This is a genomic window from Streptomyces sp. CA-106110 (assembly GCF_050936285.1).
Taxonomy (GTDB): domain Bacteria; phylum Actinomycetota; class Actinomycetes; order Streptomycetales; family Streptomycetaceae; genus Streptomyces.
In genome coordinates, this window is the sequence record NZ_JBNJNB010000001.1 from 1,901,321 (window position 1) to 1,914,399 (window position 13,079).

Annotated in this window: 12 protein-coding genes; 7 read left to right on the forward strand and 5 right to left on the reverse strand. The window is 72.5% G+C overall.

Annotated elements, in window-relative coordinates; all coding sequences use genetic code 11:
* Positions 1 to 58 precede the first annotated feature (58 nt).
* Together ACQEXA_RS08855 and ACQEXA_RS08860 are read left to right on the forward strand one after the other, a co-directional pair.
* Positions 59 to 751 (forward strand): NAD(P)-dependent oxidoreductase, encoded by a 693-nt coding sequence (locus ACQEXA_RS08855; protein WP_432935434.1) that lies wholly within the window; start codon positions 59 to 61, stop codon positions 749 to 751.
* Positions 752 to 882: 131 nt separating this feature from the next.
* Positions 883 to 1,566 carry a TetR/AcrR family transcriptional regulator gene (locus tag ACQEXA_RS08860; RefSeq protein WP_432935432.1) on the forward strand — a complete coding sequence of 228 codons (684 nt, stop codon included), beginning with the start codon at positions 883 to 885 and terminating at the stop codon, positions 1,564 to 1,566.
* A gap of 47 nt (positions 1,567 to 1,613) precedes the next feature.
* On the opposite strand, the gene ACQEXA_RS08865 is transcribed toward ACQEXA_RS08860, so the two are convergent.
* Positions 1,614 to 2,078, reverse strand: coding sequence for a DUF6214 family protein (locus tag ACQEXA_RS08865; protein WP_432935430.1), 465 nt, complete (start codon positions 2,076 to 2,078; stop codon positions 1,614 to 1,616).
* 221 nt (positions 2,079 to 2,299) lie between these two features.
* On the opposite strand from ACQEXA_RS08865, the gene ACQEXA_RS08870 reads away from it, so the two are divergent.
* Together ACQEXA_RS08870 and ACQEXA_RS08875 are read left to right on the forward strand one after the other, a co-directional pair.
* Positions 2,300 to 3,664, forward strand: a complete 1,365-nt coding sequence (locus tag ACQEXA_RS08870) for an FAD-dependent oxidoreductase (protein ID WP_432935428.1) — start codon at positions 2,300 to 2,302, stop codon at positions 3,662 to 3,664.
* A 90-nt stretch (positions 3,665 to 3,754) separates the two neighbouring features.
* Positions 3,755 to 5,140: a nucleobase:cation symporter-2 family protein gene (locus tag ACQEXA_RS08875; RefSeq protein WP_433129300.1), complete on the forward strand. Its 1,386-nt coding sequence runs from the start codon at positions 3,755 to 3,757 to the stop codon at positions 5,138 to 5,140.
* A 159-nt stretch (positions 5,141 to 5,299) separates the two neighbouring features.
* Here the strand turns inward: ACQEXA_RS08875 and ACQEXA_RS08880 are convergent, their stop codons facing one another.
* Positions 5,300 to 5,899, reverse strand: a complete 600-nt coding sequence (locus tag ACQEXA_RS08880) for an Rv1733c family protein (RefSeq protein ID WP_433129302.1) — start codon at positions 5,897 to 5,899, stop codon at positions 5,300 to 5,302.
* Between the two features lie 283 nt (positions 5,900 to 6,182).
* Here ACQEXA_RS08880 and ACQEXA_RS08885 point away from each other — a divergent pair, with 283 nt between their 5' ends.
* Together ACQEXA_RS08885 and ACQEXA_RS08890 are read left to right on the forward strand one after the other, a co-directional pair.
* Positions 6,183 to 7,268 (forward strand): WD40/YVTN/BNR-like repeat-containing protein, encoded by a 1,086-nt coding sequence (locus ACQEXA_RS08885; RefSeq protein WP_359402458.1) that lies wholly within the window; start codon positions 6,183 to 6,185, stop codon positions 7,266 to 7,268.
* A 186-nt stretch (positions 7,269 to 7,454) separates the two neighbouring features.
* Positions 7,455 to 8,132: a uracil-DNA glycosylase gene (locus tag ACQEXA_RS08890; protein ID WP_432935422.1), complete on the forward strand. Its 678-nt coding sequence runs from the start codon at positions 7,455 to 7,457 to the stop codon at positions 8,130 to 8,132.
* A gap of 137 nt (positions 8,133 to 8,269) precedes the next feature.
* Here ACQEXA_RS08890 and ACQEXA_RS08895 read toward each other — a convergent pair whose 3' ends face one another.
* The gene (locus tag ACQEXA_RS08895) at positions 8,270 to 8,638 is read right to left on the reverse strand and encodes a hypothetical protein (RefSeq protein WP_432935420.1); all 369 of its coding nucleotides are present in this window, start codon (positions 8,636 to 8,638) and stop codon (positions 8,270 to 8,272) included.
* Between the two features lie 662 nt (positions 8,639 to 9,300).
* On the opposite strand from ACQEXA_RS08895, the gene ACQEXA_RS08900 reads away from it, so the two are divergent.
* Positions 9,301 to 10,224, forward strand: a complete 924-nt coding sequence (locus ACQEXA_RS08900) for a sirohydrochlorin chelatase (protein ID WP_433129304.1) — start codon at positions 9,301 to 9,303, stop codon at positions 10,222 to 10,224.
* A gap of 159 nt (positions 10,225 to 10,383) precedes the next feature.
* Here ACQEXA_RS08900 and ACQEXA_RS08905 read toward each other — a convergent pair whose 3' ends face one another.
* Entirely contained in the window at positions 10,384 to 11,409 is a 1,026-nt protein-coding gene (locus tag ACQEXA_RS08905; RefSeq protein WP_432935416.1) for a lactonase family protein, read from the reverse strand.
* A gap of 86 nt (positions 11,410 to 11,495) precedes the next feature.
* The gene (locus ACQEXA_RS08910) at positions 11,496 to 12,983 is read right to left on the reverse strand and encodes an FUSC family protein (RefSeq protein WP_432935414.1); all 1,488 of its coding nucleotides are present in this window, start codon (positions 12,981 to 12,983) and stop codon (positions 11,496 to 11,498) included.
* Positions 12,984 to 13,079 lie beyond the last annotated feature (96 nt).

Genomic DNA, 13,079 nt, shown 5'->3' on the forward strand with positions numbered 1-13,079 from the left:
TCCCGGCCCTCGAGCGCCACTGTCAAGGCACGAACCGACCATCGAGAGGAAACACGTCATGCGCATCGTCGTCTTCGGAGCGGGCGGACCCACCGGCCGTCAACTGGTCGCCCAGGCACTGGCGGACGGGAACGAGGTCACGGCGGTGACCCGCCGGCCGCATCCGATGGCCGGGCGCGCGGGGCTGACCATGGCCGATGCCGACGCCACCGACGCGGGTGCGGTCGACGCGGTGATCGAGGGCGCCGACGCCGTACTGTCCGCGCTGGGGGTGCGGCCCGGGCGGGCACCGGTCACCCTCTATTCGACGGCGGCCCGGAACATCGCCGACGCGATGGGGCGGCACGGTGTGAAGCGGCTGGTCGCGGTCAGCTCCAGCGTCCTCGACCCGGCCTGGCGGCCCAGCGGGGCCTTCTTCTTCAACCACGTGCTGGACCCGTATGTGAACCGGGTCATCGCCCGCACCGCGCACGAGGACATGCGCCGCATGGAGGGGGTGCTGCGTGACACCCCGCTGGACTGGACCGTCGCACGCCCGTCCGGTCTCTTCGACCATCCCGAGCCCACCCGCTACGTGGTCGCGGAGGGCAGTGCGGACGGCGTGTTCACGGCCCGGGCCGATCTCGCGGCGGCCATGCTGCGGGAACTGGTGGACGGGCGGTATGTGCGCAGGGCGATGGGCGTGGTCACACGGGATGTGAAGCCCAGCATTCCGCGGCTGATCTGGCGTGAGGCGGTGCGCGGGCGATAGTTCCGGCGTCCGCCCTGGACCATCCCCCGTGTGGCCCAGGGCAGACGCCACCCCGGAACCGACCCGAGGGCAACGGGACCGGGATGCGCTGAGTATAGTTGGCTGACAGCCAGTCAACGCAGGAGTCCAGGATGTCGCCGCGCAGCGCCTCGGTCAATGAAGAATTGCGGCGGCGTTCCCGCGAACGGCTCCTGCACGCCGCGATCGAACTGGTCAGCGAGCGCGGATACGACTCGACGACACTCGCCGACATCGCGGACCGCGCCGGCTCCGCGCGGGGCCTGGTGTCGTACTACTTCCCGGGCAAACGGCAACTCCTCCAGTCGGCCGTGCACCGGTTGATGCACCGCACCCTCGAAGAAGCCCTGGAGCGCGAGCCGCGTACCGAGGACGGCCGGGAGCGGATGGCGCGGGCCGTCGACGCCGTCCTGGGCCTCACCGTCCACCACACCGTTCTGATGCGTCAGCACATGGCGGGCATCCTGCAGGCCGAGGGATTCGTGCAGTGCCCCGAGCAGCAGCGGCTGGCGGAGCTGTTGCGGGACACGGTGACGCGGCGCGGCTCGACGGACACGGACGCCGACTACCCGATGCTGCGCGCCCTGTTGATGGGCGCGGTCTACGCGGCCCTGGTGCCGGGTGCGCCGATGCCGCTGCCGGTGCTGCGGGCCGAGCTCTTCCAGCGGTACGGCCTCGACTGGGAGATGGGCAGCCCTCCGGAACCCGAAGGCGTGGGCACGGCCTACGACACCGATCTGTCGCGGTTCTTCGCGACGGAGAACCGTCAGCCGGAGACGAACAAGGCGTCGAAATAGCCGCAGATGTCCGGGCGGTGCTCCGCGCTCATGCTCAACCGACCGGATCAGGAGCGGGCGTGACGTGGCGCCAGAAGCCCCGCGTCGCGCGCCTCGGCGATCAGCTTCAGCGCTCTGCGGCGGCTGCGCCCCGCCGCACGCATCACCGCGAACACCGGATCGGTATCCGCGTGCTGGGCCGCGAGGTACTCCTCGGCGACCAGGCGCCGCCCCTCGACGCCGCGCGGCCAGGCCGGCCCCTCACCGCACGTCGGCGGTCCGGTGGGCACGGGGGAACGGTCCGGCTCCATGCCGCATGCCTCGAGCAGCGGTTCCTCGATCCAGTCGGCGAGAGCCGACAGGTCGTCCAGTGTGAGGCCGGGCTGGGCCCGCACCTCTTCGATCGCCACACATCCGCCGGCCACCACCGCGAGGACGTCGACACAGCCCCCGTCCGGCAGGTCGAGCCGGACGGCGAACCAGGTCATGGTGTTCTCGCGCTCCCGCACTTCCCACGCGGGCCGCACGGACACCGCCCCATCCGATCCGAAGCGATCGGAAAAATCCTGAAGGGACACTTCGGGCATAAACGCAACGTAAGCGACTGATCGCATACCATGCCAAAGCCACGCACGGCAGGGGTGCGCACCGCACCCCGTCGGCCCAGCGCCGCATCCGCCAGCCCTCTCCCGTCCTGCCGTGCGCGGTGCAATGCTGGAGCCACCAGCGATCTCCTCAACGAGGGAGTTCCGCCGTGCTGCATGTTGCCGTTGTCGGCTCCGGGCCGAGCGGGGTGTACGCCGCCCAGAGCCTTGTCCAGCAGGATCCAGAGGTACGCGTCGACGTCCTCGACCGGCTGCCCTGCCCGTACGGCCTGGTCCGGTACGGGGTGGCACCCGACCACGAGAAGATCAAGTCGCTGCAGAACAATCTCCGCGCGGTCATGGAGGACGAGCGGATCCGGTTCCTCGGCGGTGTCCAGGTCGGCGCGGACGGAGTACGGCCGGAACGGCTGCGCGAGCTGTACCACGCGGTGGTCTACTGCGTGGGCGCCGCGACCGACCGTCACCTCGGCATCCCGGGCGAAGAGCTGCCCGGCAGCTGGTCGGCGACCGAGTTCGTGTCCTGGTACAGCGCACACCCGGACTGCGTCGCCGACGGTTTCGTGCTCGGCGCGCGCACCGCGGTGGTGATCGGTGTGGGGAACGTAGCGGTCGACGTGACCCGGATCCTCGCTCGCGGGGTGAACGAGCTGATCCCCACCGACATGCCACAGGCGGCGCTGGCCGCGCTGGCCGAGAGCAAGGTCACCGAGATCCACATGGTGGGGCGGCGCGGACCCTCGCAGGCCCGCTTCACCACCAAGGAACTGCGCGAACTGGGCGCACTGCCCGACACCGAGGTGGTCGTCGACGAGGCGGAACTGGCGCTCGACCCGGCCTACACCGATCCCGCAGGGCTGCCCGCCGCCCTGCGCCGCAACATCGAGGTGCTGCGCGGCTGGGCCGCGGCACCGCCACGGGGCGCCCCGCGCCGGATCCGGCTGCGCTTCTTCCTTCGTCCGGTCGAACTCCTTGCCGACGGGGGCCGGGTGGGCGCCGTGCGCTTCGAGCGGACGGTCCCCGACGGATCCGGCCGGGTGACGGGCAGCGGGCGGTACGAGGACATCGAGGCGCAGCTGGTGCTGCGCTCGGTCGGCTATCGCGGAGTCCCGCTTCAGGGGCTGCCGTTCGACGCGGGGACCGGCACCGTGCCGCATCTGGCGGGACGGGTCCTGCGCGAAGGGGAGGTCTCTCCGGGGGAGTACGTGGCCGGGTGGATCAAGCGCGGCCCCACGGGTGTCATCGGTACGAACCGGCCGTGCGCCAAGGAGACGGTGACCTCGCTGCTGGAGGACGCGCCCGGCCTCGCGGGGCGTGAGGTCCCCGAGGACGCGCTGCCGGCCCTTCGGGCGGACGGACTCGCCCCGGTCGAGTGGGCGGGGTGGCTGGCGATCGAGCGGGCGGAGGCGGAGCTCGGCGCGTCGCTGGGGCGGGGAGTCGTCAAGCTCCCGGACTGGGCGTCGCTGATGGCCGCCGCCGGCTCCACCGCTCTCGAAGGACACGGCACAGGGCGCTGAGCGTCGGACCAGGACGTCCGTCCTTCACGACACAGAGCGGCAACCGGCCGGCAATCAGCAACCTGTTCAAGGGGCTTACGTTCTCCCCCCATGGCAACCACCCCCGTCCACCCCGTCGACGAGGTACCGCCTGTACGCCAACTCGCGGGCCTGGCCCTCCAGCACGTCCTCGCGATGTACGCCGGCGCCGTGGCCGTCCCCCTGATCGTGGGCGGCGCCATGAAGCTGTCGGCCGCCGACCTGGCGTATCTGATCACCGTCGATCTGCTCGTGTGCGGAATCGCGACACTCATCCAGTGCGTCGGCTTCTGGCGCTTCGGCGCACGGCTGCCGATCATGCAGGGCTGCACCTTCGCCGCGGTCTCCCCGATGGTGCTGATCGGGACGACGGGCGGTGGACTGCCCGCCGTCTACGGCTCGGTGATCGTGGCGGGAATCGCCATCATGCTGATCGCGCCGGTCTTCGGCAGGCTGCTGCGCTTCTTCCCGCCGCTCGTCACCGGCACCGTGATCCTGGTCATCGGCATCTCGCTGCTGCCGGTGGCGGGCAACTGGGCCGCGGGCGGGCAGGGCTCGAAGGACTTCGGGGAGCCGAAGAACCTGGCACTCGCGGCCTTCGTGCTGGCTGTGGTGATCGGGGTGCAGCGTTTCGCGCCCCCGTTCCTGAGCCGGATCGCGGTGCTGATCGGAATCGTGGTGGGACTCGCGGTCGCGGTGCCTTTCGGTTTCACCGACTTCGGCGGCATCGGGGGCGCCGGCTGGATCGGGATCAGCACCCCCTTCCACTTCGGCACGCCCGCCTTCCGCGCCTCCGCCGTCGTGTCGATGCTCGTGGTGGCGCTGGTGACGATGACCGAGACGACCGGCGACCTCATCACGGTCGGCGAGATGACCGGGCGGAAGGCCGAGCCGCGATCGCTCGCGGACGGTCTGCGGGCCGACGGCCTCTCCACGGTCGTCGGCGGAGTGTTCAACACCTTCCCGTACACGGCGTACGCGCAGAACGTCGGCCTGGTGGGAATGACCCGGGTGCGCAGCCGCTGGGTGGTCGCGGCGGCCGGCGGCTTGCTCGTGCTGCTTGGTCTGCTGCCCAAGCTGGGCGCTGTGGTCGCGGCCGTACCGGAGCCGGTCCTTGGCGGCGCAGGTCTGGTGATGTTCGGCACGGTCGCCGCGAGCGGGCTGCGCACGCTGGCCACGGTGGACTTCAAGGGCAACCACAACCTGACGGTGGTGGCCGTCTCGTTGGCGGTCGGCATGCTGCCGGTCGGCGTGCCGACGGTGTACGAGAAGTTCCCGGACTGGTTCCAGACGGTGATGAACAGCGGGATCAGCGCGGGCTGCGTGACGGCGGTCGTGCTGAACCTGCTCTTCAACCACGGGCCCTCGAAGGCCGGTTCAGGCGTCCCCGAGGCGGGCGGCCGGACGGGCGGTGGTGGCGAGGAGGGCGCGGGCAAGCCCGGGGACGAAATTATTTAGACCGTCCCTGCGCAGGTCCTCGCGCAGGGCCCGGTTCGCTTCGAACCGGGCCACCTGGGTTGCCCTTTGGAGGCGGCCGCCCGGGACGTCGTAGGCCACCCGTGCGTGCCTCAGGGGCCGGCGGGCCAAGTACGACCGCTCCGGGCTCGGTCGTGCGGGTCAGCCGGTCATCCGTCCCCAGGTCGACCCGAACCGCGCCCAGGCCTCGTCCCACTGCGCCATGCGGCGCCGTTCGAGACGTTCCCGGACCATGCGCCCGCCCACGAACGGGACCGTGGCCACCCCCATCCCCACCAGCACACCGACCATGGCCGCCCGTACATGGGCCTGCGACGCGGTGGCGGGTTCGGTCACCAGGGAGCCGTCACGGTCCGTCCAGACGGTGACCGCGGTACCCGTCGCGCTGCCCGCGGCCACGCGCACCCGGCCGGCGTGGGAGGAGCCGTCCGTCCCCGTCCAGCGCACCTTGGCCCACACCCGTTCCGCGCCGGCCGCGCTCGCGGCGGCCGACTTCGGCGCGTCCTGGGTCAGCAGCGCCATGACAGGGCGCCATTCGGCCCGCTCCCTGTTCATGCCGCGCTCCACCGAGTGCGCCGCCGCAAGTCCCGCCAGCACTCCCCCGATCACGGTCACGGACCAGACCGCCAGCACGATCCAGGCCTCCAGCGCATCGCTGCGACGCCGCAGCGGATTGCGGCGCCACCGCCACAGCCACACCCCGGGACCGCGGAACGCCGTCATCGATGGCAGCCACCTCATCGATGGCATCCTCCTCACGCACACACGGACACCTCCCGACCGCACTCCTATACGGGCCGGGGCGCTCCGGTGCTCAGTCGGGGTATCCGCCGACGCGTCGCCGTCCGCGGCCGGCTCTGCTGCCGGGAGCCCGGTCCGCCGGCTCCGCGTCGCGGCCAACTGTCCCTGCGCTCCTCGGCAACACGGCGGTTGACCTGCATGGACGATCGTCCCGGGGGTGGCTGTCAGTGCCTGGGTGCAGACTGGCCCCTGTCTGGAACACCGGCGTTTCGGAGGTGGTCGCATGACCGACGTATTGCTCACCGTAGGCACGCGAAAAGGACTGTTCATCGGACGGCGGCGAGGCGGCGCCTGGGAGTTCGACGAGAGTCCGTACTTCAACGCACAGGCCGTGTACTCGGTCGCCATCGACACCCGCGGCGACATCCCGCGCCTGCTGGCCGGAGGGGACAGCTCGCATTGGGGACCGTCCGTCTTCCACTCGGACGACTTGGGCCGCACCTGGACCGAGCCGAAGCAACCCGCAGTCAAGTTCCCGAAGGACACGGGCGCTTCGCTGGAGCGTGTATGGCAGCTGCACCCGGCGGCCGCCGAACCGGACGTGGTCTACGCGGGCACCGAACCGGCCGCGCTGTACCGATCCGAGGACCGGGGCGAGAGCTTCGACCTCGTGCGTCCGCTGTGGGAGCACCCGACGCGCGACAAGTGGGTGCCCGGCGGTGGCGGCGAGGGCCTGCACACCGTGATCACCGACAAGCGGGACCCGAAGGCGGTGACGGTCGCCGTGTCGACGGCCGGAGTCTTCCGGACCCGCGACGGCGGCGTGAGCTGGGAGCCGTCCAACTCCGGTGTCTCGGCGGTGTTCCTGCCCGACCCCAATCCGGAGTTCGGCCAGTGCGTGCACAAGATCGCGCAGGACGCGGCGGTCCCGGACCGGCTCTATCTGCAGAACCACTGGGGGGTCTACCGAAGCGATGACGCGGGCGCCCACTGGACCGACATCGGCGAAGGTCTGCCCTCGACGTTCGGGTTCGCCACGGCCGCCCATCCGCACCGCGGGGACACGGCCTACGTCTTCCCGATCAACGCGGACGCGGACCGCGTCCCGGCCGACCGCCGCTGTCGCGTCTTCCGTACGGCGGACGCGGGCAGAAGCTGGGAGCCGCTCACCAGGGGGCTGCCCGGAGAGGACCACTACGGCACGGTGCTGCGCGACGCCCTGTGCACGGACGACGGCGACCCGGCGGGCGTCTACTTCGGCAACCGCAACGGCGAGGTGTACGCGTCGGCGGACGACGGCGACAGCTGGCAGCAGTTGGCGTCGCATCTGCCGGACGTGCTGTGTGTCCGGGCGGCGGTGATCGCTTGATCCGGTGATCCGTCACCCTCCCACGCCCAACCTCCCCGGGACGGACGCGATCTCGTCGCCAAAGGGCGACAGCACGCGGTCAAGGCCGCCCAGACCGGGCACTGTTCGTCAACCGTGCGATCATTCCCGGTCGCCGTCGGGCCACCGGTTGATCGCCGGTGTGTGCCCGGCAGTAGGGTGACGCCCGTGGCACCACGACCGTTGCATGAGATCGTCGAACCGGGCTGGGCGAAAGCACTGGAGCCCGTCGCCGGGCGGATCGCCGAGATGGGGGACTTCCTACGCTCCGAGATCGCCGCGGGACGTACCTACCTCCCGGCGGGCCCGCATGTGCTGCGGGCCTTTCAGCAGCCCTTCGACGAGGTCCGCGTCCTGATCGTCGGCCAGGACCCGTACCCCACACCGGGGCACGCGGTGGGGCTGTCCTTCTCGGTGGCTCCTGAGGTACGGCCGCTCCCGGGCAGCCTGATCAACATCTTCCGGGAGCTCAACACCGACCTGGGCCTGCCCCAGCCGTCCAGCGGCGATCTCACCCCATGGACCCGACAGGGCGTGCTGTTGCTCAACAGGGCTCTCACGACGGCCCCGCGCCGCCCGGCGGCACACCGGGGCAAGGGCTGGGAGGAGGTCACCGAGCAGGCCATCAAGGCCCTCGCCGGGCGCGGAAAGCCTCTGGTGTCCGTCCTGTGGGGCCGTGACGCCCGCAATCTGCGGCCGTTGCTGGGGGAACTGCCGTCGGTCGAGTCGGCTCACCCGTCTCCGATGTCGGCGGACCGGGGCTTCTTCGGCTCACGCCCGTTCAGCCGGGCCAATGACCTCCTGATCAGGCAGGGCGGACAACCGGTGGACTGGCGCCTGCCGTGACACCGCCGGGTTTAGCGGACGACCCGGCGGCGGGCGAGCCCTCGGCCGTTCTCGCGGTGGACTCCGAAGGTCCCGGCCCGCGGGTCGTCCTCGTCCCGCACGGTGGTCGGGCCTCGGCGGCGCCGGCCCCGCTCGTCTCACGGGAGCCGGTCCGTACCGGTCCCCTCGGGCAGGGCGCCGGGCATCCTCCGGCCCAACTCCTGCTGCGGACACGGCAGGTGCAGGCTGCCGCAGGAAGCACCGAGGTGCGCACCGCCGCGATCGGGGCCGCCGGTCCGGCCGGCCTGGGCGACGGCCTGCGTGCCGCACTCCTGGCCCGGAACCCGGGCGTCCGCAAAGTCGTGCGGGCCGCGGACGCCGTCACCGCCTACGCGGGCACGCTCGGCGCACAGCCGGGAGCCGTGATCGCGCCCGGCACCGGTGTGACCGTGCTCGGCACGGACCTGCAGATCCGTCGCCGGGCGGAAAGTCGGGGCCTCTGCCGGGCGACGCTGGCGGCGGCGCATGGATCGGCCGGAACGGGCTCGAGACGGCGCTGCGCTCCCACGACAAGCCGCCCGGCGCCTCGCCGTGCCTGCCGGCACGGGCACAGGCGACGTTCGTCCGGGTCACCGGGCTGCCTGACGTGCTCCACTCCCGCACCGACCGGCCGGCGGTCCTGGTTTCGTTCGCGCCCGAGGTCACCGTCCGCGCCGCCGCCGACCCGGTGGCAGCGGGCAGCCGACGCGCCGGGGCCCGGGCACCTGAGCGCAACCGCCGTGAGTCCCGCTGCCGACGGGCCCAACGTCGCCTTGCCCGGAGGCCTCTTCCGGCTGGGCGAGCCGCCTCTCGTGCCGTGCGCGTGGAGTTGGCGCGGCACCTGCCTCCGGCGCGCCCGGTCCCCGCGATGGGCGACCCGCTGGACGCAGCCGCACGCATCGCACTCGCTTCCGCAAACAACACGCTCGAACTGGCGCGCGACGAACATCCACTGCGTCGCGCGACCGAAAAGGCCGACTGATTCCCCTTGCCGGGAGAGGGAAGTTGTTCCCGGTGTGCGGTGAAAAAAGTCAGACCGTATCGTTCGTTTCTCATCCGTACGTAACTCATCAGACAAAACCGGACGGAAACCGCTCACCTGCACCCTCCCCGAACAGGGGAGCCCACAAAGTGAGTAGCATGCGGCGCCATGAGCTCCCCCACTGGCCCCGCATCCGGCCTGCCTGTACGAATGCCGCGACCCCGCCAGCCCGGGCGGCACCGCCGTCCGGAACCGCTGGCGGCTCCCGAGGGCGCGCCCGCGCTCGTCCTCGCGGTGCCCGGCACGCCCAGCGCCGCCACGCGCAGCCTCGCCGAGGAGGTCGTGAGCATCGCGCGTTCCGAGCTGCCCGGTCTTGACGCCCGGATCGGCTACCTGGACGGGGACGACTCCGAGTTCCCCACGCTGCAGTCCGTCCTCGCCCGCACGGCCCAGGAGCGCACCGCTCGCTACGAGCAGGCCGTCGCGGCCGGTGCGGAGGCCAAGGAGCCCGATGGCCCCGTGGCCGTGGTGGTGCCCCTGCTGGCCGGTCCGGACAGCGCGCTGCTGCGCCGGGTGCGGCAGGCGGTCATGGACAGCCGTGTCGCGGCCGATCTGACCGATGCCCTCGGCCCGCACCCGCTGCTTGCCGAGGCGCTGCACGTGCGCCTGTCCGAGGCCGGCCTGGCCCGCGCCGACCGTGCCCGGCTGTTCACCGTGGCGACCGCGGCGGACGGCATCATCCTCGCCTCCGTGGGTGGCGAGGAGGCCGTGCAGGCGGCCGGGATCACGGGCATGCTGCTCGCCGCGCGGCTCGCCGTGCCGGTGATGGCGGCGGCCCTGGACCAGGAGGGCTCGATCACGGCCGTGGCCGAGCAGCTGCGGTCCTCGGGCTCCCAGCAGCTGGCGCTCGCCCCGTACCTGATCGGCCCGGAGCTCGAGGCCGGGCTGCTGGACGCGGCCGCCAAGGAAGCGGGCTGCCCCGCCGCCGAGGCGCTCGGCCCGTACCCGGCCATCGGCAAGCTGGCGCTGGCCAAGTACACGACGGCGCTGGGCATCGCCCCGCAGCAGGCGCAGGGCGCTCCGGTCCGCTGAGCCCCGCCGGGCCCGCATCCGGACGACGAAGGGCCCCGCTTCCACGATGGAGGGGGCCCTTCGCGCTGCCGGGCCCGGTGAGCCGAGGCGCCGTGACAGCCCGTCGGAGAGGGCGGCTCTCGCCGCCCGGACCGCTTGCGGACGGCGTTGCCGCCCGGTTCAGCCGAAGACGACGCAGGACGCGGCAGGCGCCTCGACCGAGCCGGATCGCCGCGGCAGCCCCGTGGCGGGATCCACGGCGAACCAGGTGACGTCCCCGGACCGTTCGTTGGCGACGTACAAGAACCCCTGCCACAGGGCGAGCGCGCGCGGCCAGGCACCCCCGCACGGCACCGTGGTCAGCAGCCTCAGTCCGTTCTCCTCCACGGCGAACACGGACAGCACGTCCTGTCCGCGCGTCGCGGTCCACACGAAGCGCCCGTCGGGCGAGGCGACGATCCCCGACGGGTAGGCGTCGCCGGCGGGTTCGTCCGGCAGCACGAAGGTCTCGGCGATCGGCTCCAGCACTCCGGCTCCGGCGTCCCAGCGGCACACGGTGACGGTCGGCGCCAGCTCATTGAGGACGTATGCGCGCGTCCCGTCCGGGTGGAAGGCCAGGTGTCGTGGCCCTGACCCGGGGCGCAGCAGGATCTCGCGGTGCAGCGTGACCGCGCCCGGCTCCAGGGCGCACACGCGCACGGAGTCCGTGCCGAGGTCGACGCTGACGACCCACCGGCCGCTCGGGTCCGGCTGGATCTGATGGGCGTGCGCGGAGAGCTGCCGCTGCGGGACCGGACCCGACCCCTCATGCCGGAAAACGGTGACGGCGCCGTCGTCCGGGGTTCCGTCATCGCGCAGCGGGACGGCGGTGACGCTGCCGGAGTCATAGTTGGCGGTCAGGACGTGACCGTCGTGCAGACTCAGATGCGTGGGGCCGCTGCCGCCGAGGGGGACCGGAGGACCGGTGAGTTCGGGCCTGCCGCCGTCCAGTCGGTACGCGGCGACCGCACCGTCGGCCGCCTCGCTGACGGCGTACAGCATGTCGCCGGACACCGCGAGGTAGGACGGGTCGGTCACCTCGCCCATGGCGCTCAGGACGCTCAGCGCGCCGCTGTCCGGATCCACGGCCGCCGCGAGGATGCCGCGCCCTCCCCCTGTCGTGAACGAGCCGATGTAGGCCCGTCGCCGCGCGCCGCCGTCCACCACTACCGTCCCCTCTCGCCGACGTCCTGCGGGACGACGGTAGCAGTAGGTCTAGACCAAACTCCGGAGCCTCGGCGCGACGACGGACGTCACGCCCGAGCCGGGGACGAGCCGGACAGCGGTGCGGCCAGGGCTACGAGGGCGCGTTCCAGGCCGTGCAGATGGCCGAGCGCCTGTTCGGCGCCCGGGTGGTGGCCGGGGACGCCCGCATGGGTCGTCAGGGCGCCTTCGGGGACCGCGCCGAGCAGCGCCTCCACCGCGGCCTCGACGCGTCGGCACGCGGCCGTCAGGCGGACGTCGTGGGAGGCGTCCGGGTCGGCGGCGACAGCGACGAGGCCGCGTGTGCGCCGGGCGCACTCATCGAGCAGGGCGAGCACCTGAAGGGCCCGCGCCTTGCGCGCCCGCAGGGGATTGAGCGGGTGCACCAGGGGCGCGAGGGTAAGGCGCACACGTCCCAGCAGCGCTTCGAGCTCCGCCACGTGGGACGCGAGGTCCGTCTGCGCGTCGCCCGCGAACCGCCGTGCCGCCGCCGCGGTGCAGTCGTGCACGGCGTGGACAGCGCGGCGCACCCACCGGTCGGTGACCGAGTGGGTGGTGATCGGCAGGACGAGGGCGACGGCCAGTGCGGCACCGAGCGCGCCGGCACCGGTCTCCGCAAGGCGCAGGCCGAGCAGCCCGGGGTGCAGGACGCCGAGCAGGCCGTAGAGCAGGCCCGCCATGACGGTGACGAAGAACATCATCCAGCTGTACGACGGTGCCGCCGTGTAGAAGATGCCGAACACACAGACGGCGATGAGCGCGGCCGTGGGCACGGGGGCACCGTGCAGCGGCACGGCGGCCACCAGTCCCGCGACGATGCCGGCCACCGTGCCGACGACGCGCCGGAAGCCGCGCACCAGCGTCTCGCCGCGCGAGGCGGTGTTCACGAAGATCCACCAGGCCGTGCCGACGGCCCAGTACCAGCGCTCGTGCGACAGCACCTGGCCCACGGCGACCGCGAAGGCGCAGGCGGCCGTTGTCTGGAACGCCAGGCGGGTCGTGGGCCGGTCCAGGCCCAGCCCGTCGAGCGGGGCGGGCGCGGCGGGCAGCGGCGTACGGTGCTCGACGCACCACACGCCGAACCGCACCACCGACGCGGTGACGAGCGACAGCGCCACCGCCGCGTACAGCTCCGGGATCCGGCCCGGGACCGCGTGCAGGAACTGGGCCGTGAAGAACGCCATGAAGGCGAAGGTGCCCAGCGACTGGCCCCGCGGTCCCCAGCGGCGGGCGTACACACCGGCGAAGACCACCGCGAGCCAGACCGCGTCCCGAACCGCCGGCATCCCGTGCAGGGCGCTCGCCAGCGCGAGGACGGGGAGCCCGACGACGGGCAGCAGCGCGGTGGTGACCGTCTGGCCGCGCACGGTGGGATCGGCGACCGTGAACAGCGCGAGGAGGGCCGCGAGCCCACCGGTGATCGAGGCCGGCAGCGACAGCCCGGCCGCCTCGCAGACCGCCACGGCCAGGCCGATGCCGAGCACCGCGCGCAGCGAGATCCGCAGCCGGAACAGCCCCGGGTCGGGAGCCGTGAACATCTTCTTCACCCTTGGAGGTCCGCCCCATCCCATGTCGGCCTGCATGCCGACGCCGCCGTCGGAACGTGGAAATGGCGCCGCGGGCACGGATTCCGG